The organism is Ferdinandcohnia jepli, from assembly GCF_047246645.1.
In the GTDB taxonomy this organism is placed as follows: Bacteria; Bacillota; Bacilli; order Bacillales; family Bacillaceae_L; genus Ferdinandcohnia.
Genome location: NZ_JBFOKR010000002.1, coordinates 74,123 through 94,375, shown reverse-complemented (window position 1 = coordinate 94,375; position 20,253 = coordinate 74,123). Strand labels below are relative to the sequence as shown.

General features: G+C 37.0%; 15 protein-coding genes. 12 read left to right on the top strand and 3 right to left on the bottom strand.

The features are described 5' to 3' along the window. The first annotated feature begins 283 nt into the window (after positions 1-283). From comGA to comGG, 7 genes are read left to right on the top strand one after another with little or no spacing between them, the layout of a single operon-like run. A complete protein-coding gene (comGA, locus tag AB3M96_RS02425; protein WP_412965975.1) occupies positions 284-1,357 on the top strand; it encodes a competence type IV pilus ATPase ComGA in 1,074 nt (357 codons plus the stop codon). Beyond that, positions 1,338-2,378: a competence type IV pilus assembly protein ComGB gene (gene comGB / locus AB3M96_RS02420; protein ID WP_412965974.1), complete on the top strand. Its 1,041-nt coding sequence runs from the start codon at positions 1,338-1,340 to the stop codon at positions 2,376-2,378. The genes comGA and comGB overlap by 20 nt, the downstream gene beginning before the upstream one ends. A gap of 15 nt (positions 2,379-2,393) precedes the next feature. Further along, positions 2,394-2,711: a competence type IV pilus major pilin ComGC gene (comGC, locus tag AB3M96_RS02415; protein ID WP_412965973.1), complete on the top strand. Its 318-nt coding sequence runs from the start codon at positions 2,394-2,396 to the stop codon at positions 2,709-2,711. Further along, positions 2,698-3,141 (top strand): competence type IV pilus minor pilin ComGD, encoded by a 444-nt coding sequence (gene comGD, locus AB3M96_RS02410; protein ID WP_412965972.1) that lies wholly within the window; start codon positions 2,698-2,700, stop codon positions 3,139-3,141. Before comGC ends, comGD begins: the two co-directional genes overlap by 14 nt. Continuing rightward, positions 3,125-3,469 (top strand): hypothetical protein, encoded by a 345-nt coding sequence (locus tag AB3M96_RS02405; RefSeq protein WP_412965971.1) that lies wholly within the window; start codon positions 3,125-3,127, stop codon positions 3,467-3,469. The genes comGD and AB3M96_RS02405 overlap by 17 nt, the downstream gene beginning before the upstream one ends. After that, entirely contained in the window at positions 3,466-3,906 is a 441-nt protein-coding gene (gene comGF, locus AB3M96_RS02400; protein ID WP_412965970.1) for a competence type IV pilus minor pilin ComGF, read from the top strand. Before AB3M96_RS02405 ends, comGF begins: the two co-directional genes overlap by 4 nt. Beyond that, positions 3,903-4,289, top strand: coding sequence for a competence type IV pilus minor pilin ComGG (comGG, locus tag AB3M96_RS02395; protein ID WP_412965969.1), 387 nt, complete (start codon positions 3,903-3,905; stop codon positions 4,287-4,289). The genes comGF and comGG overlap by 4 nt, the downstream gene beginning before the upstream one ends. Before the next feature lie 41 nt (positions 4,290-4,330). Here comGG and AB3M96_RS02390 read toward each other — a convergent pair whose 3' ends face one another. Further along, a complete protein-coding gene (locus AB3M96_RS02390; RefSeq protein WP_412965968.1) occupies positions 4,331-5,866 on the bottom strand; it encodes a carboxypeptidase M32 in 1,536 nt (511 codons plus the stop codon). A gap of 193 nt (positions 5,867-6,059) precedes the next feature. On the opposite strand from AB3M96_RS02390, the gene AB3M96_RS02385 reads away from it, so the two are divergent. The 3 genes from AB3M96_RS02385 to AB3M96_RS02375 are packed head-to-tail and all read left to right on the top strand — an operon-like array spanning position 6,060 to position 7,637. Then, positions 6,060-6,887, top strand: a complete 828-nt coding sequence (locus tag AB3M96_RS02385) for an alpha/beta fold hydrolase (RefSeq protein ID WP_412965967.1) — start codon at positions 6,060-6,062, stop codon at positions 6,885-6,887. A 20-nt stretch (positions 6,888-6,907) separates the two neighbouring features. After that, complete coding sequence (locus AB3M96_RS02380) at positions 6,908-7,426, top strand: shikimate kinase (protein ID WP_412965966.1); 519 nt, start codon at positions 6,908-6,910, stop codon at positions 7,424-7,426. Between the two features lie 25 nt (positions 7,427-7,451). Further along, positions 7,452-7,637, top strand: coding sequence for a YqzE family protein (locus AB3M96_RS02375; protein ID WP_412965965.1), 186 nt, complete (start codon positions 7,452-7,454; stop codon positions 7,635-7,637). Between the two features lie 38 nt (positions 7,638-7,675). Here the strand turns inward: AB3M96_RS02375 and AB3M96_RS02370 are convergent, their stop codons facing one another. Beyond that, positions 7,676-7,876: a hypothetical protein gene (locus tag AB3M96_RS02370; RefSeq protein WP_412965964.1), complete on the bottom strand. Its 201-nt coding sequence runs from the start codon at positions 7,874-7,876 to the stop codon at positions 7,676-7,678. A gap of 453 nt (positions 7,877-8,329) precedes the next feature. Between AB3M96_RS02370 and moaA the strand changes: the two genes are divergently transcribed. Further along, on the top strand, positions 8,330-9,352 hold the full coding sequence (gene moaA / locus AB3M96_RS02365) for a GTP 3',8-cyclase MoaA (protein WP_412965963.1): 1,023 nt from the start codon (positions 8,330-8,332) through the stop codon (positions 9,350-9,352). A 93-nt stretch (positions 9,353-9,445) separates the two neighbouring features. Here moaA and AB3M96_RS02360 read toward each other — a convergent pair whose 3' ends face one another. After that, positions 9,446-9,799, bottom strand: a complete 354-nt coding sequence (locus tag AB3M96_RS02360) for a DUF2512 family protein (protein WP_412965962.1) — start codon at positions 9,797-9,799, stop codon at positions 9,446-9,448. A 486-nt stretch (positions 9,800-10,285) separates the two neighbouring features. Between AB3M96_RS02360 and AB3M96_RS02355 the strand changes: the two genes are divergently transcribed. Beyond that, entirely contained in the window at positions 10,286-19,624 is a 9,339-nt protein-coding gene (locus tag AB3M96_RS02355) for a carboxypeptidase regulatory-like domain-containing protein (RefSeq protein ID WP_412965961.1), read from the top strand. Positions 19,625-20,253: the final 629 nt, after the last annotated feature.

The window sequence follows — 20,253 nt, the reverse complement described above, 5'->3', positions numbered from 1 at the left end:
TAGATAGTTTTGACCAATCTTTAACTGCTTTTAAAAATGCAACCCATTTGTGTGGGTTGCGTTTTTATTTTAAGTCGTTTTTGATTAAGGCTCACGGTTCACCCGTGGAAAGCGAGTGGCAGGGGCGGGAATCACCAAACAAAGTACTTCACGCAAATTCAGATAGCACAATTTAGAGGCAATCTTTTTTTTAAATATTTTTAAAAAGCAGGAAGGATTATGTAGATTTATGTTGAATTATGTTACTTGCAAGAGAAAAAAAAGAAAAAAGGAGTGAAGCTATTTGAGTGAAATTGAACGGCTCGGAGATCACTTGATTGAGGAAGCCTGGTCAATTAATGCATCGGATATCCATTTTACCCCGAGGATAAATGATGCAGCAATTCAATTCCGGCTTGATAGTGATCTATTCACAAAGCAGACAATCCAAAAGGATGTATGTCAGCGACTCATTTCCCATTATAAGTTCCTTGCTGGAATGGATATTGGAGAAAGGAGAAGACCCCAAAACGGTGCAATTACCATCATCATTAAAGGTGTTACCATTAACCTTCGTTTATCTACCTTACCTACCCCGTATAATGAAAGTCTAGTCATTCGAATTTTACCCGAAACAACTACTTACTCTCTTGCAAAAATGTCGCTCTTCCCACATATGACTACAAAAATGCTATCTCTATTAAAGCATTCACACGGCCTTATTATTTTTACGGGACCAACAGGGTCAGGTAAAACCACAACTCTTTACTCATTACTTCATGCCACTAAAAAACTTTTTAACCGTAATATCATTACTCTCGAAGACCCCATTGAAAAAAGAAGTGAAGATGTTCTTCAAGTTCAAGTCAATGAAAAAGCGGGTATCACCTACGCTCAAGGGCTAAAAGCAATTCTGCGTCATGATCCTGATATTATCATGGTTGGAGAAATAAGAGATGCTGAAACCGCAAAGATTGCAGTTAGAGCATCATTGACTGGCCATTTAGTGTTAACTACCATGCATACTAGGGATACAAAGGGGGCAATTTACCGCTTGCTTGAATTCGGTGTATCGCTTCAAGAAATCGAACAAACCCTGATTGCAATTGCTGCACAGCGTTTAGTGGAACTAAAATGTCGATATTGTGGAGAAAAGTGCTCACAGCTTTGTAAAAAATACCGTGAAGTAAGACGAGTTGGCGTGTATGAGTTACTTAGTGGTCGTGCATTATCTGAGGTAATGAAAGAAGCGAAGGGAGAGGACGCAACTTATCAATATGAAAAGTTGCGGGACGTCATAAGAAAAGGAATCGCGCTAGGCTATTTATATCCTGATGCATTGGAAAGATGGGTTATGAATGATCAGGAAAAGCAGTAATAGGTGGACACTTAAAGAACAAGCTTTGTATTTAAACCGTTTAGGAGAATTATTAGATCAAGGATATATGTTCGAACAAGCTTCCCAATTTCTTTTATTGCAACTTCCTAAAAATCGATGTAAAGACATTGAAACCATCATTGAAAGCTGTAAGCAGGGAGATTCACTATACACAGCTTTTGGAAAAGTTTCTTTCCATAAAGACATTTTAGGTTATTTATATTTTGCAGAACAACATGGTGATATTTCATTTGCTCTTCGTGAGGGAAGTATAATGCTGCAAAAGAAACTCGTTCAAATTGAGAAAACGAAAAAGCTTATTCGTTATCCTGTATTTCTTTTGCTCTTTGTAAGCTTCATGTTTACTATGATTGAAAAAATTTTATTGCCGCAGTTTGAACAATTATATACCTCTATGAATTACCAAAAGAACTTTCTTTCCATACTACTCATGAACCTGCCATTACTAAATCGTGTAGTCATTCTTGCTTTTATGACACTAATAATAGTGGGAACTATTTGTTATTTTCTTCGAATAAAAACGCTGCCTGTCAAGCAGCAAATGAATCTTCTCTTAAAAATCCCTTTTCTGAACCACATTTCCATTCTATATCATTCCCATTTCTTCGCTGTTCAGCTTTCTAATCTTCTAAAAGGTGGATTATCCATATTAGAATCATTAACCATGTTTGAACAACAACAGCACTCTCCCTTTTTTAGAGAAGAGGCTAGAGAAATGAAACAGCTTTTATTAGCTGGTAATCGTTTTGAGGAAATTATAGAGGGACGTCAGTTTTATGAGAATGAGTTATCACTGATTATTGCACACGGGCAGTCAAACGGTAACCTTGCGAAGGAACTACATCATTATGGACAATTTGTTATGGCTAGGTTAGAAGAAAAAATAACAAAACTTCTAGCAGTCATTCAACCACTTTTATTTACATGCATTGGGGCGATTATAATGCTTATGTATGCAGCCATTATGGTGCCAATGTTTCAATTATTAAACGGAATTTAGAAAGGATGAATATCTATGAATCAAAAGGGTTTTACGTTAATCGAAATGTTAATTGTGCTATTAGTAATCTCCATTTTGTTGCTGGTAACAGTACCAAATGTCACGAAACATAACTCTATGATTAATGAAAAAGGCTGTGAGGCTTTGATAAAGATGGTTCAAGCACAAGTACAAGCCTATGAAATTGATAAAAATAAAGAACCAGTTTCAATAAGTGAATTACAAACAGAAAAATATTTAGATGGAGGAGACCCTCCAGCATGTCCGAATGGGTCTAGTTTAACAATTGAAGAGGGTATAGTTAAAGAAGTGACAGCTGTTGCAGAAGGTTAATAATAAGGGATTTACTTTAATTGAGACGCTGCTAGTACTTTTCATATTTGCTGTAATCACATCTATTAGCCTATTACATGTGAAGCCATTACAGGAATCAAAGAGAATTGAGCAGTTCCTCGAACAACTGCAGAATGATATTTTTTATGCACAACAATATGCAATTAGTCACAGTGATACTTCTAGAATCATTTTTTCAGTTTCTGAACCTTATTATCTATTATCGAGCGGTTCAAAAAACATAAATATTCTAACGCGAAGATACGATCAGTCAATTCAATTTTCACAATCAACATTAGGAACCATTTTACAGTTTAATAGTCAAGGAAATATTCAAAAAGCTGGAAGTATCAAGGTAAAGTATCAAGATGAGACCTACACGATTACTTTTTTGCTAGGAAAGGGCCGCTTTTATGTCTCTAAGATGTGAAAAAGGATATACCATGCTTGAAATGCTTTTGGCGGTTAGTGTCTGGCTCCTACTTTGTACGATCTTACTACCACAGTTCATTGTAGTCTTAGCCGAACGGAATAACATAGAAATTCTGACGATTGGTAATCAGCTGTTATCAGAGGAACTTCAAGCAGCTTTTCAAGGTGGAGTTGACAAATATGATAGTAAGGTACTGGAAAAGGGTGGTACACGCTATTGGTTAACAAGAGAATATAATGCTGAGAGTAACATGTGGGAAGTATGCAATTCTTGGGAGGACAAGTTAGGAAGAAAAGTCGAAAGGTGTGGATATGTAAGTGAATGAATAAAGAAAGTGGGTTTACATTTGTAGAAATGCTTCTTACTTTTTCGGTATTGTTAGTTATAGTTTCATTTATGTCTCCATTTCTTCGGGTGATTTACCACCAAACGAGCTCAGAATTTAATCAATTAGAATGGCAGGTTTTTGTTCAACAAGTAAAGATGGAAATTAGAGAAGCGAAAAATCTCTCCATAACGAATCAAAATCATACCCTTTCCTTTATTAACCCAAGAGGACAAAAAATAAGCTATGAAGTCTACCAAGATAAAATAAGAAGAAGGGTAAACGGTACAGGAAATGAAGTTATACTTCAGAAAATAACAAGCATAATCTATACTCCAAAAAGTAATGGATGTATGATCTCAATTACAACGGTGGATGGTACAAGCCTTGATGTAGTTGTATCATCATTCATGACGTTGGAGGTAGAGGTGCTTTGAGAAATGAAGAGGGATTTATTTTACCTGTAACAATCGCTATTTCATTCTTATTTTTCATGGTTTTTAGTTTTCAACTTAATATGTATCTTACAGAAAAGAATGTTAGCAAAGAAACAGAAGAAATCCACGTCTTAGAAAACCTCATGCAGTTGGGGGTAAGCGACATCACAAAGCTTCTTCGGCAGGATGTTACTCCGATTCAGCGCACAGGTACAGAAAGAAGATATCCGTCTGGAACCACATCGTTTTCGGTAACTCCAGTGACAATTTCAACATCGAAGGTACTGATTACATGTGTGACGAATAATCTTCGGATATATAAAGCGGAAATTTTGTATGATTATGAAACACAAACAATTGTGAAATGGCTGGAATATCGGTAAATAGGGAAAGCACCTTCGACATTTGAAGGTGCTTTTTTAGACTAAAGTTTATAAACCTTTGAATATTTTTTTTCTAAATAGTCAACAAGGTATGAGGCGTTTAAGCTCTCACCAGTGACTTTTTGGATTAATTCATCAGGTGTATAAATTACGCCATATTGATGGATTTTTTCCTTTAACCAACTTTGAATCACGTCAAATTCACCTTTTTCAATATGTTCATAGAAAGAAGGAATTTCTTTCGTGATCGTATGTAAGATTTGTGCTGCATAGAGGTTACCTAGTGAGTAAGAAGGGAAGTATCCTAATCCACCGAATGACCAGTGAACATCTTGTAACACACCTAGTGTGTCAGTTGGAGGCACAATTCCCAGGTATTCTTCCATTTTCTCATTCCATACCTTTGGTAAGTCTTTTACTTTAATTTCTCCACCAATAAGACCTTTTTCAATTTCGTAGCGAAGCATGATATGTAAGTTATACGTTAATTCATCAGCTTCAACACGAATAAATGAAGGCTCAACTATATTAATTGCACGGTAGAATTCATCTAATGTTACATTGGAAAGTTGCTCCGGGTACGTTTCTTGTAGGTCTTGATAGAAATACTTCCAAAATTCTTCGCTGCGTCCAACCATATTCTCTAAGAATCTTGATTGGGATTCATGAATACCAAAGGAAGCACCACTACAGATTGACGTACCTTCAAGTTCCGGATTTATGTTTTGTTCATAAATTCCGTGTCCAGCTTCATGGATGGTTCCGAAGATAGCAGATCGAACGTTATCTTCAAGGTAACGTGTTGTAATTCTCACATCACCAGTATTAACAGATTGAGCAAATGGATGAACCGTTTCATCTAATCGACCACCGTTCATATCAAAGCCAATCTTAGGAAGTATGAATCTGTTAAACTCTTTTTGCTTTTCTACATCGTACAGTTTAGTAAATACTTCTCCACTTGGTTTTGAGGAAGATGCATTAATTCTTTGTAAAAGATCAATTGAACTTTTACGCAGCTCTGCGAAAAGTGGATCAAGCTTTTCCACTGTTAAACCAGGCTCAAATTCGTTTAATAAGGCGTTATATCGGTGTCCTTCATATCCGTAGTATTCAGTGAATTGCTTTTTTATTTCAACTATTCTTTCTAAGTATGGAAGGTAGATATCGAAGTTGTTTGTTTCTCTTGCTTCTTCCCAAGCGTCGTTTGCATTAGAAGTAAGTACCATATATTCATTGTAAAGCTCAGCAGGAATACTTTTTGACTGTTCATAAAAATTACTTCTTTCACGGACACAAGCTTTCGTTACTTCATCTAATTGATTATAGACTTCTTCACTTTTTAGAGTTTCTAGTAACTCACCCATTTCTTTTGAAACAGTAAGTTTAAAGACTTCTGTTGATAAAGTACCGATTGCATTTGCAAAAAGCGAACGTCCCTTTTTAGGAGCCATTACTTTTTGATCCCAGCCTGCAAGAGCTAGCACACTATTAAGGTGAGCAATTTTTTGATCTAATTCCTTAAATTGAGCAATCTTTTCTTGTACTTTAGTGTCTAATCCTTGAGTAGTAGACATACCTTCTCCCCCTCATTATCGGTTATATTCCCCAATATTCATTTGAAAAATAAAATAGACTATTCAGTCTACGTAACTTATTATAAATAACTTTTTGAAAATACACAATAAAAAAATAATAATTGATAAAGGGTAGAGTATTTACTATAATTTAAATAAACTGTATAGTCGTTTTATTTCGAGGAGGAAAGAGATGAGAGAGCAATTTTTAAAAATACGGGGAAGTTCTATTTTCGTTAAAACAATGGGTTCCGGAACACCACTTTTGTTTTTGCACGGTGGGCCTGGAGGTGAGCATAGGTTCTTTTTGCCTCACGTAGAAGAGTTAGCTAACTTCTATCAACTTATTTTTTATGATCAAAGAGGGTGTGGGCAATCTGAGTGCTTACAGGATGAAAGTGAGTATACCATTAAAGAAGAAATTGAAGCGCTTGAAGAACTTCGGATTCATTTAGACATTGAAAAATTGAATATTGTTGGTGAGTCGTGGGGGAGTATGCTTGCCCTTTGTTATGCTACAACGTATCATAAAAATGTTAATAAAGTCATCCTAACCGCTGCAGTTGGAGCAACAGGTGCAGGGTTATCAGAATTTGGTAAAGAATTGGATAGGCGACTTACTGAAAGTGATCGGGATGCACTCGAATCTGCTATCAAAAGATTGAATTCAGGAACGGGAACTGTTGATGAAATATTTACTGTCCTTGATCCCTATTATGTATATAATCCAGAGGCATTAACTCGCAAAACAAAAACAGTAAGTAATGAAGTCGTTAATCGAATTCTAGGTGCGGAGATTACATCCACTTATGACATTAGAGAAACATTACATAAGCTTGTGAACATTCCGGTCTTAGTTCTTCAAGGGAAACATGATTTAATTACACCTACTATGCTAGAGGAATTATTGCTACAATATATACCAAACAAAACCTTAGTTGTTTTAGAAAATTGCGGGCACTGGACCATTGTGGAACAACCTGAGAGATTTAATCGAGAGGTTCGGAAATTTATTGGATAAGCAGAGTAATGGAGGATTAAATGAAGGCAATATATTTAACAGGATTTATGGGAGCAGGGAAAACTACAATTGGAAAAAAACTTGGTAAAGCCTTGAAATTACCGGTTATTGATACAGATCAATATATAGAAGAGCAGGTTGGTAAAACAATAGCTGACATTTTTGCTGAATATGGCGAAGAAGTATTTCGAAAATATGAACGAGATTTTTTAAAGCAACTCCCAACGTCTGACGTTATTGTTACAACTGGTGGGGGAATCGTAATACAAAAAGATAATCGAAATTGGATGAAGGAACACGGACATGTTGTTTACCTTCATTCTGATATCAATACGATTTTCGAAAGAGTTAAGCATGACTCGACACGTCCATTATTTGACTCAAAACAAAAGGAAAATACGGTTAAACTATATACTCAGAGAATCCCGTTTTACGAGGAAGCACAATATAAAATTGATACCTCTTCGAAAAGCTTTGACGAAATTGTGAATAATATCAAATTATGGTTACAAACGGAGAGTAGTGGAAATAATAACTAATAAGTACAACTAGAAGGTGGTTATTATGTCTACAAACGATTACGTGAAATTTGTTACCCAACAGATTGTCAGTTATATAGACAAACCAAAGGAAGTGCGAAAACAAACGCGCCAGCAACGAAAGGAAGAATTACCTCCTTTATCAAATCGCTGGTTCGGAGTTTTACCACTGGCCTTTTCTCTAATTTTCAAAAAGAAACATAAACGATAGGAGAGCTGACTACATCATTCTAGTCAGCCCTTTCTTTTTTACCAGAATCCTCCGTACGGATAATATGGTGGGTAAAACGGTGGTCTACCATAAGGAAAGCCATATCCATATCCACCGTACAAATATGGATTGAATAATGTGCTACCAACAAGTCCACCTAATAAGCCACCAACTAATGGTCCGCCCCAAAAAAGTCGCGTATTGCTCCCGAAGTCATAAGGTCTTCTATAAGGTCCCATTCAATTACCTCCTACAAAATTTTTATCTATTGCAAGCAGTTTAATGAGTAGTTTGTAGATCATTTCTACAAATTTTTGTGGGTGTTCCCCCAATTCTGTCTACACTTATATGGATATGTGACAAGAGGTAAGATGTCGTGGGCGTTTGTCTACCTTTTCTAAATTATTTATCCCGGTGTAAACGTCCGTAAGACTCCCACCTCAAACCGTGAAGTTAAACGAAGCGATAACGAACGCTAACACCTCTCTCAAGAGTACAAAGACTAATTTCGCCACTTCCAGTGGGCCGCAACTGACAATCCCCCACTGATTGAACTTCACTTTATTGGACAAAGTTAGCAGGTTAGAAAATTTAAAATACAATGATATTTTTCAAGGATATCGTTTCTATTCACAACATGTAACTAGTATGATAGAGTTAAAGATACTTCATATTGTAGGAGTGACAGCTGTATGACTATTGAAAGACAACCTATTGTTGATCAGTTAAAACGTCCACTACGTGACCTGAGAATATCACTTACTGATCAATGTAACTTCCGTTGCTCTTATTGTATGCCTAAAGAAATCTTCGGAGACGATTATGCTTTTCTGCCAGAGAGAGAGCTTTTATCCTTTTCTGAGATAGAAACACTTACGAAAAGCTTTGTGAAATTAGGTGTGCAAAAAATTCGCCTAACTGGTGGAGAACCACTAGTAAGAAAAAATGTACATGAGCTCATTGAGCGTTTAAATCAAATAGATGGTGTGGAAGATATTGCTTTGACGACAAATGGTGTGTTTTTACCGAAATATGCAAAGCAATTAAAAGAAGCGGGGCTGCAGCGGGTAAATGTAAGCCTGGATTCAATTGACGATGAAACCTTTAAAGGAATGAACGGTCGATCTGTTGGAATTAAACCTGTCCTAAAAGGAATTGAAGCAGCAGTAGAAGCTGGTCTTCATGTGAAAATGAACATGGTCGTGCAAAAAGGGAAAAATGATTCGCAAATTCTCCCGATGGCACGCTTTTTCAAGGAAAAAGGGATTACATTACGATTCATTGAATTCATGGATGTTGGAACTACAAATGGTTGGAATTTTGACCAGGTTGTGTCCAAAAAATATATTCATGATTTGATTCACGAGGAAATGCCATTAGAGCTTGTCGATGCGGATTACTTTGGTGAGGTTGCGAAACGGTATCGTTATATTGGAAGTAATGCAGAAATAGGATTTATTTCATCTGTAACTGAATCATTTTGCTCAAGTTGTACGAGGGCTAGAATTTCTGCTAATGGCAAGCTCTACACGTGTTTATTTGCAACTGGTGGACACGATTTGAAGGAATTGGTTCGTTCAGGTGCTTCAGATGCTGAAATTGATCAAGCCCTTCAATCGATTTGGCAGGCAAGGAAAGACCGTTATTCAGATGAACGAACAGAAGAAACCGCAAAACAACGGAAAAAAATTGAAATGTCTTATATCGGTGGATAAAGGTATAGAGGTGCTATTTGGCACCTCTTTATTTTGAGATAAAAAAGTATTAAGTTTTCAACTTAGTTTTGCTGTCTAGCTCCAGCGCTTTTCTTATGCTTCTTGTCCCGTTTGCCTAGTCCGAACTAGCCAACGATGAACAGGGATCTCTATTAAAGTGATGACTAAAGCTGTTAAGATTGCACCCCAGAAGGTTACCTCTGCACCCACCATAAACGCTGAAACAAAATATACTACAATCGCTGCCGAAACAAAATCTACGATATCTGTCATTACAGTTGTTGTTCTTCTTAGCATCATTACTTCCATTAAATGTCCTACAATCGCTAAGATAATACCGACAACGATCGGTTGATACCACGAAACATAATCAACATTTCCAAATAAACCTGCACACACTGCTACAACCAATGGTAAAACAATAATCTTCAAGAAGAAACCACTCATTGTAACACCTCCTTTAACGGGTATTTTTAGCAAAAAATAAAATTTTATGTAATCGTGTTTTTTCGTTAAAAAGTATTTCAATCAATAAACGAGATTTTCAAACAAAAAGTAGACTGTTTTTATTAAACCATTAGTTTCTACCGTTACGGACTTTAAGCCTAAGCCTCAAGAGTTTGAACGGACTTTATACCTAAGCAGAAATTTAGGTACTTATCTTTGATTAAAAGCTAAAATTCCCAAAAATTGTGAAGTAAGAGACGGAAGAAAAGAAAAGCTTGTATTTTCGACATTAAAATCTAATAATTCCGAAAATAACTCTTTTTTCTCCGAAGGAATTCTTCACTTATAAATAGAAAGCAATTTAATTAGAAAAAACAGAAACTACAACAACCATTATTTTTAGCGAAATGGGGGCGATGATTAGGGATTGGGTCGAAAGGACTATTTGTGTGTCGAGGGTTTAAGTACAAACGGAGGTGTATTTTATTGGCTAAAAGGAAGTTAGCTCGGAAAACCTTTTCATTATTTTTTAGCTTTATTCTAGTATTTTCAATGTTTTTCCCTTCTCTCTCATTTGCCCAATCGAACGGGAGCAGCTCAACAACTGTTGAGGAAGTACAATTAGAAAAACAAAGAGAGCAGGAATTTAAAAACGAATCTACTAGTCTGCAAACGGTAGATTCCGAAACTAGTGAGCTACCAAATCTTTTAAAAGGTTTAGGTATTGAGGCACCAGAATTCTCGGAAGAACAAGATCGTACAAAGGCGATTAGTAAGCAAAAAGTTGAAGAAAAGGTTATTCAACAATTGAAGAATGAAGACCGTGTTGATGTAATTATTCGTCTTAAGGAAAGGCCGGAAGTTAATGATATTTATCCAAAGATAAAAGGTTTAGAAAAAAGAAGTGAAAAAATAAAAGAATTAAAGAATCATTTAGAACAAAAAGCAAATGCCTCTCAAAAAGGCTTAAACCTAGCTCTTGCAGCACTTGAAAAGCAAGACAAGGTAAAAAAGAAAGAAAGTTTCTGGATAATTAATGGAATATCAGCCTCCATTACGAAAGATGCACTGGAAGAGCTTAAACAGAGGGCTGATATTGAGAGTATCACTCTAGATGAGACTCTACAGCTGCCAGAGATTACAGTAGAAGATAGTACACCACGGTTACCTGAATGGGGCATTGAGAAAATTAATGCTACCAAGGTATGGGGCGAATATGGAATTAAGGGTGAAGGAATTGTAGTTGGAATTATGGATTCAGGAGTCGATGGTGGGCATGAAGCACTAAAACATAATTACCGTGGAAAAGACGGAAATCATCAATATTCTTGGATTGATCTATCGGGGCATAACTATCCAACTCCACAGGATGGTAATGGACATGGAACCCATGTTGCAGGAACTGCTGTTGGCGGTGGGCAAGGTGAGCCGATTGGTGTGGCGCCTGAAGCTGAATGGATTGCGGCAAAAATATTTAATGATGGTGGCAGTACGACAACTAGTGCTATCCATCGTGCCTTTGAATGGTTCATGGCACCAGGAGGGGACCCTTCAAAAGCTCCTCATGTAGTAAATAATTCTTGGGGAAATAGTAACGCTTATAATATTGAATTCTATGAGGATGTTGAAGCTTGGGTTGCAGCAGGGATATTCCCTTTATTTGCAGCAGGAAACGATGGTCCAGGTTCACAAACCATCGGTTCACCAGGAAGCTTTCCTTCAGCGTTTGCAATTGGAGCAACCGATGAAAATGATCAAATTGCATATTTCTCGAGTAGAGGTCCCGTTTTTTGGGACGATGGTAATGGGAATCAAACAAGACTTATTAAACCAGATGTATCTGCACCAGGTCATTATATATATTCTGCATGGCCATCAAAAAGGAATGAAGGCAAATACAATACAATCAGTGGTACCTCAATGGCAACTCCACATGTTGCAGGGGCAATAGCGCTGTTATATCAAGCAAATCCTGATTTGACAATCGATGAAGTTAAGAACCTGTTAAAAAATACAGCTAGAAAAGAAACGTACATGGGAACTCTTCCGAATGATATATATGGAAACGGAATAGTTAACATATACCAGGCTGTAACAGAAGCTGCCTTTGCTGGTGAATTAACAGGAAGCTTGAAAAATGCAGATGGACAAGCTATCGCCGGAACTGTCACTTTTGTAAAGGATGGTAGTACACACGAAATAGGAGAAGATGGGGAAGTTAATCTTTCCATTCGTGAAGGCACACACAAGGTTTTGATTGAATCGTTTGGATATTTAACCAAGGAAGAAACAGTAACTATTAAAAAGGGTGAGAATACAACTGTTCAATGGAAACTTGACCCTGCACAAACATATCGTCTATCAGGAAGAGTTGTAGATTCTGAAACGAAAGATGGTATTGCTTTTGCATATATACGTGTGAATGATACACCATTAAAAGCTGTTCGAACTGATCAAAATGGCACATTCAATCTTGAAAAAGTTCCAGCAGGAACGTATAAACTTCAGGTATCAGGTGAAGGGATCAAATCAAACTCAACAGAAGTTACTGTTGAAAAAGAAGAAGAAATTGTTATTTCTGTCAGTAAAATAAGTTCATCCTCAAATCTGGACTGGAAAATGGCAAATAACAACCTTAATCGAAATGCTGTTTCACCAGTAGCTATCGATATTGAAGGTCTAGAACCAGGATGGAGTTTTGATAATTCATCGTATGGTCAAATCTTATTTTCTACCCCGGCAGTAGCTGAACAAAGAGTAGTGTTCGTTACTGATAGAGGATGGGTAGTAAGTCTTGACAGTGAGACAGGCGTGGAACAATGGAGTGTAAGACTTGGATCTTCAAATCGGTCATCCCCAACAATCGAAGAAGGTGTTGTTTATCTTTCAGGGGGAGCTGACAAAAGAATTTATGCGCTTGATTTAGACAATGGCCGTGTTCTATGGAACTATGAAACAGGTTCCTTACCAATCTATGAGTCACCATTATATTATGAAGGTAAGGTTATTGTTACATCTGGCCTTGATGAAAATGCTTCTTTAACAGTACTCAATAGTAAAACAGGTGAAAAGCTATGGAGTAAGCCTTTAGGAGCATCAACGTACTTAGGTGCCAGCTTTGGAGAGGGACATGTATTTGTTGGAAGCTATGAAAATAAAACGCTACGAGCATTACAAATGGAAGATGGTTCAGAACTATGGACTGTAAAACTTGAGGCGGCAGAGGGAATATCGACACAACCTGTGTATCAGGATGGGAATTTATATGTAGTAGGAAGTAATTTTGATTCTGGAGATGGTACTCTCTATTCTTTTAACGCAAGTAACGGAGAACTCAATTGGAAGGCACCTGGTATTGGTGTTACTCAAGCAGGTACAGCAATTGTTTATGAAGATTTAGTAATCGTCGGATCGTCAACTGTACCGGCATTAAAAGCATTTGATAAAGAGACAGGTGCCATGATTTGGCAAAACAAAACTGTAGGAACCAGCTTAAATAGTGGTACTGTTACCGCAAATGGAATCCTATTTGTAACAGGCTCAAACGGTGGATTTTTTGCACTTGACGTATTTACTGGACAATCATTAAAAGATTTCACTTTACCAGATTACAGTACATCAGGAATTCCAGTTACAGCTGGTAAGGTTTTTGTAACATATGGTACAGGAATTCAAATCTATCAATCTCTAGGAATTTTAAAAGGAACAGTTACTGATACAAATGGTTCACCAATTGAAGCTACTGTTTCAGTAGATGAATCTGGGGTAACTACTCAAACAGCTGAAAACGGCAGCTATGAACTACTTCATAAACCAGGTGAATATCGTGTGAAAGTATCTAAATACGGGAAAAAACAAGTAATTGAAGATATCACCTTTGTATCTGGATATGAGCAAAGTAAGAACTATATTCTCGAAGATGCAGAGACTGGGTCTGTAAAAGTAACGGTGGTTAATAAGCGGACAAAACAACCACTCGAAGGTGTGAGTGTTTCATTTACAAGTACTCCCGTAAGTGGAACGACAAATGCTGAAGGGGTTTTCGTACAGGATGATGTTTACGAGGGAGCCTATCAAGTTGAAGTGTCACTAAACGGTTTTGTGCTAGGAAAACAACAGGTTGAAATTTTGAAAAATCAGGAAAATACTTTTTCATTTGATATGCAACCTATAGATATTGCAGTCTTGAATGACTGGAATTCCGAAGTGACAAAGCTATTACAAACGAATGACTTTCATGCTGAAGAACGTGGATGGGATATTATTGATGATCTCGAACGTTATCAAGTAATCTACTTAAATGGAGCATATGGTTCTGGTGGAAAACAACCTACTGAGGCAGAATTTACGCAATTAGTAGAAAAAGCAAAAGCGCATGACGTTAATCTGGTTTTTGTTGATCAGTGGGGGTCTGGATATGGTTCAATTGAGCATCTGAAGAATTATTACCAAGATCCAAAAGAAGTAAGTCATCATTATGACAATGGAACCGTACGTATGCAAGTTGATGTTGAGCATCCCATTTTTGAAGGGTACCAAAAAGGGGACCGTTTAACTCTTTACCAGCGAACTGGGGACTTTGCGTGGTTTAAGGATTATTCGGGACGAAGCTTAGGTACGATCGGTGACACAACAATTGGTTTCGTTGGTACTGGGGTTGCGTATAATGCCGTATCAGAAAATAGTGCGCATTTACTCCTAGCTTCACATGGAGCAGCACCATGGGTATCACCACTTCAGGGGTGGCTGCCAGATCATCAACAAATTTTATTTAACGGCCTAAATTATCTAATGAACTCTGATTTTGGAAAAGCTACAGGGACAATAACAAATGGAGCAGGTGAAACAGTAAACGCCCAGCTTGAAGTGCTTGAAACAGGGGTGAAAACAATATCTGCTTCTGATGGTTCATTTGAAATATTCCATGACGAAGGAACATATACACTGGAAATCCGTGCAACAGGTTATGAAACTCAAACAGTAGAGGTTTCCTTTACACATGGTGAACCGAATGAGCTGCAGATTACTATGGGCGCTAACGGTGGTGGAGTTGTAGCTGGTACCGTGACAGACGCCACATCAAATAGTGCAGTGGGCGGCGCACTTGTTAAGGTAGTAGATGAGAATGAAACTGTTATTAGTGAAACTACAACAGGATCAAATGGCAGATTTGAAGTAAAGGATTTGGAAGACAAGGTTTATACACTTCAGACTACTAAGGACGGATATATTGTCGATACACAGATTTTTGATGTAGCAAAATTGTCTGGGGATATTAATGTCGTATTATATCAGGTCCCACGAGTTGCTGTTGTAGGAGATTATTATTCAGCAGCAAATAACTTTACATCTATCTTTACGAATCTTGGTGTTGAGGTTACTTCACTTACAGTAAGTAATCTTGCTGATAGAATGAGTGAGTTTGACGTTGTTTTCTATAACAATGGAACTGCAACTAAGGAAGTTTTTGAGAGGATTCTAACTACAGCTGATGCATCGCAGACTAGTATTATTTTTGGTGATTCTTATTGGAACAATAGTATAAACCAGCTCGTAAACCATAGAGCTGATCCAAAGGTTAGAAATATTGTAAGAAACACTTCTAGTTCAGCCGGTTATGTTGTTTTAGAAGAAAACCCTATATTCCAAGGGGCAGACATTGGTGAATTTATAGAACTTATGACACCAAGTTCTAGTAGGGTCGGTTATTTTAATGATTATAGCGGCTATCCACTTGCAGAAATAAAACATGAAGGTGGAGAATCTCTTGGTCTAGGGATAGCATACAAACCAAGGACTTCCGGAAGCGTAGAAGTTTTGATGAGTGGCCATAGCTTTGATTATGATCATGATGCTAGTGATTATACCGATAAAGGGAAAGAACTTCTTATCCAAACAGTACTCTGGGCTTCAAATGCGAAGTTTAATACAATTAAAGGAACAATAGTTGACGTTGAAGGAAACCCAATTAAAGCTGATATAAAAGTAAAAGGGAAAAACTTTTCAACAACTTCAAATTCAGAGTCAGGAGAGTTTTCTATTGCGATTCTGGATGGAAACTATGAGATTGAAGTAAGTTCATATGGATATAAGTCACAAGTTGTGCCAGTAATCGTTAATGCGAGTGCAGACAATTACACAATCCAGTTAGATGTGGTTGATAATGCAGTATCGATTTCAGGTGTAATTGAAAACAAGCAAGACACAAATATTATTGAAGGTGCGCATATAGAGGTTTTAGGGGTTCCACGTGAGGCATACACTGATGCTCAAGGAAGATACTCTATCAAAAACCTATTACCAGGCACATACACACTTCGTGTTCAAAAAGACGGCTTTGTTCGCAAAGACATCGAAGTAGAGGTTTCTCCAAGTGAACAGCTAAAACTTGATGAACAGCTAAATCCTTCACCTACCATTGGGGTTACAAAGGATTTAAATACCTCAGGAGTTACAGTAAAACAATATCTGGAAGAACGCGGCTATATTGTTCAAAATATGACATTTAAAGACATTGAGCTGTTGGATGAACTTGATCTTGTTTTTGTGAATTCAGATTATGATAATGCTCAGATTCCAACATCACAAGAATTTGCAGCCTTCCAGAAAGCATTAGATGAAACAAGAACTCCTGTGATTTGGACAGGTCAAGATGGCGGTAGAGGTGGAATTCGATTCCTGAATCAATATACAAATGATCCTTCAGTTATAATTGCCGGTGATGACGCTGGAGCAAAAGGGAAAGTTTTAGCAGAACACCCAATTACTGCCGGAATAGATATTGGAACAGAGTTTAATATTCCAGCGAGATTTGATTATTACTACGGATTTGATGGTTATTCAGGAGAATCCATTGTAGAGTTCAATCATGAAGCAAATGGGGAAAAAGGAAGTATGGTTGCATATAAAGGAAGAACAACTGACTCAGTGGAGATTCTTTTAGCAAACATGACATTTAGCCATGTCTATAACCCAGCTCTTCCTTCTTTCGACTCAACAAGAGAAACAATTTTAAATAATGCAATTGAGTGGGCACTTTACAATACAGAGCCGCTAGTTGGAGAAATTCATGGCACTGTTAAAAACAACCTTGGTACGAATGTTGCAGGAACAGTTATAGTGAAAGAAACAGGTAAAACCTATGAAACAGATGATCAAGGCAACTTCTTTATTGCTTTAGAAGAGGGAACCTATGAATTATCATTTAATGCTTTTGGACATCATGAAAAAACTGTTTCAGTATCCGTCGAGAACGGGGAGCAGCTCACACAGATTTTTGAAATAACAGCAGATGATGTTGGCACAATAACTGGTAAGGTAATTAACAGTGAAACAAATGAGCCAATTGAAGAAGCATCCTTTGAAATTAGAGGTACACCTTTAAAAGGTAAAACTGACAATAAAGGTGAATTCAAGGTAACGGTTCCTGCAGGAGTATATGATATAAGGATTATCGCACCTGGATATGCTCCAATGAATAAAGAGGGAATTACCGTTTCAATCGGAGAAAATACTGATGTTTCCTTCATGATGAAGGTATCACAGAAAATTGCTGTTGTGACATCAAGTCTGAATAAAGATCGACTTGTTCCATTTATTCAACAATATGGATTTGATGTTGATCATTATCTGAATACAAATCACGCTGCACTATATGAAAATATGGAAAACTATCGCTTAATCATTTTTAATGATAGTAGCATGACAGATGAGCAGTTTAAGAATTTTGTAGAACATGCTAACGAATTACAGGTAAGTATGATATTCCCTGGGCAATGGGGTAACGGCACAATAAAAGAATTATCAGATGTCTTTGGTGACCCTAAAACAGTTACATCAACCTTTAAAGACAATAGAATTAATCTAAAGGTACAACAAGATCATCCTATTTTTAAAGGATTTACCGTAGGTGATGAGCTACTTCTATTAAGTCGTGAGGGCTCTAGTACACAATATAATGTGTACAAAGATTATAGTGGCACAACAATTGGAGAGCTTACACATGACACATCCGGTGTCCTTGGAGATGGTATTGGCTTTAAATATACTTCATCTAATAGTGTACATGTTCTTCTCTCAGGGCTTCATGCAGGCAGTTATGGACATCCAGCTGACCGTTGGACAGATGCTGCTAAACAAATATATGTAAATGCAATTGAATTTGCTTTAACAGCTAGCCAAGGAGAAGTTTTTGGTACTGTAACAGATGAAGAAGGCAAGCCGGTTGAAAATGCAAAACTCTCAATTGTGGATACAGGCTTAAGTACAACTACGAATGCTGATGGTCAATACCGCATTGGCCTTGGTAATGGTCAATACAAAGTGAAGGTTCAAGCAAGAGGATATATGGAACAAACGAAGGATGTAGTCATTGAATCGATTGGTGATTCAAAGGAAATTAGTTTCCAACTCGAAAAAATTCAAGGTATTACATTGTCTGGTATTGTAACAAATGCCGATAATGAGGAAGTTATTACAGATGCAAAGGTAGTATTAACACCAGAAGACCCGCAGGGATTCGTTGATGAACTAACTACGGATGAAAATGGTACCTACACATTTAAGGATTTACTTCCGGGTAACTATCAATTAAGTATTACGATTAATGGATATCTTCCTGTAACTGAGGAAGTTGTTATTGCCGAAGAAGATGTAATTGCTAATCTGAGTTTACACCCATATCAGGTAGCTGTTATTGGAGATGTAAAAACGGAACTTACAACTTTCTTAAACAGCCAAGAATTGTATGCTGAGGAAAGAAGTTGGGACGTTACCGAAGAGGTCGGAAAATACCGTTTAATCCTCGTCAATACCAATAAAGCAACCAATGAACAGGTAGAGAAGTTAATAGAGGAAAGTGACAAACATCAAGTCAGTGTAATATTTACAGGTACTTGGGGTGAAAAAGAGGGCTCCATATCGTTACTAAGACAAGTCTATAAGAATCCTGAAGTAGATCAGCATGGATATAATGAGGATGAAGTTTTTGTAAATGGAATTGAGGGGCATCCAATATTTGAAGGCTTTGAAACTCCTTCTGCTATTCGGATTTTGGCTGAGAAGAGCCCATATGCAACCTTTAAAGGCTATACTGGCGTTCCGTTAGCGGGACTCTCAGTTGGGGAAGAACAAAAGGGAAATTCAATTGCTTATGAATTTAGAAGCAAAGCCCATATGCATCTATTATTATCGTCCTTCGCAGTCACGAATATGGTAGGTCCAACTTACGGGTGGACAGAAGATGGTAAAAAACTATTTAGAAACGCACTTCTTTGGGCTATGGACGCTGAACAAGAAGCTCCAACAAGTGTTTCTTGGGATGAGAAGGAAGTAAAAGTGAAAGACCCAAATGTTACACTTTCTGGTAAGGCAGACCCTGGTACCACAATTCAAATCATTAGTTCTAATAAAAAGAAAGATAAAGTGCTGGGGACTACTAAAACTAATTCGGATGGAACGTTTGTAGTTGAAATGGAACTTACAAATGGTAGTTATCAACTGACTGCTCAAGCAATAAACTTTGCAGGACAGGTTGAGACTGAACATTCGTTACATGTTGTAGTAAGTGGTAAACCGAAGTCTAACGTTAATAGTAATGAAACAAAGGTAGAAGTTGTAAATGGTGAAGTTAATCTATCCTGGACGGATATAGAAGCAAACAGCTTCGAAATTCTCCGTGATGGAGAAAAGATGGTAGAGCAAGTTGAGACAAACTATATAGATGAAAACGTTGCTCGTGGTACAACTTACACTTACCAAATTAAGGCGATTGCTGAAGATGGCTCTGTAGTTGAGTTTGTTCCAGTAAGTATTACCGTAAAGTAGTAGACTTTGTAAAAGGAATCCAAGGTTCTCCGACCCTGGATTCCTTTTTGTTTCGTTTAAGTACATCAAGTAGAAATACAATTGGTGAAGCGGGAACTGACAAGATTGAAAAATCTATTGTTGTTGTACTAATGGGGACTACCCTAACAAAAATCCATTCACTTTAAATTTTAGTAGTTATGAACTATGTGTTTTCAAATAAAAATATGTAATATTAACTAGGCCTAAAACTCCTTGGATTACTACAAATAATACTAGACTGGTTAATGCGGATGACCATCATTAGGTTTTGGACATGGGAACGATCCTTACAGTAACGATTAATAGTTTGCGTCATCACAAAAATATAAAATATGAAAGACTCAATTGAATTTTATATAAATTATTCAAATGGGTCTTTTTAATTATAGTCTATAAAAAAATAGTAAGTAAAAATACACAGTTATAGTACTATTTTAGGATAAGATTTATGGGTCGTTATAATCATTTTTAGAATTTTCGGATAATTAGTCCAATTTTAATAATTATTTGGACTTTCCTTAAATACACTTAATGTGAACCTGTATTCCTACATAAATTAGGTTACTACAATACAACTTTAATATAAGTGTAGGTAGTAACTTAGCATT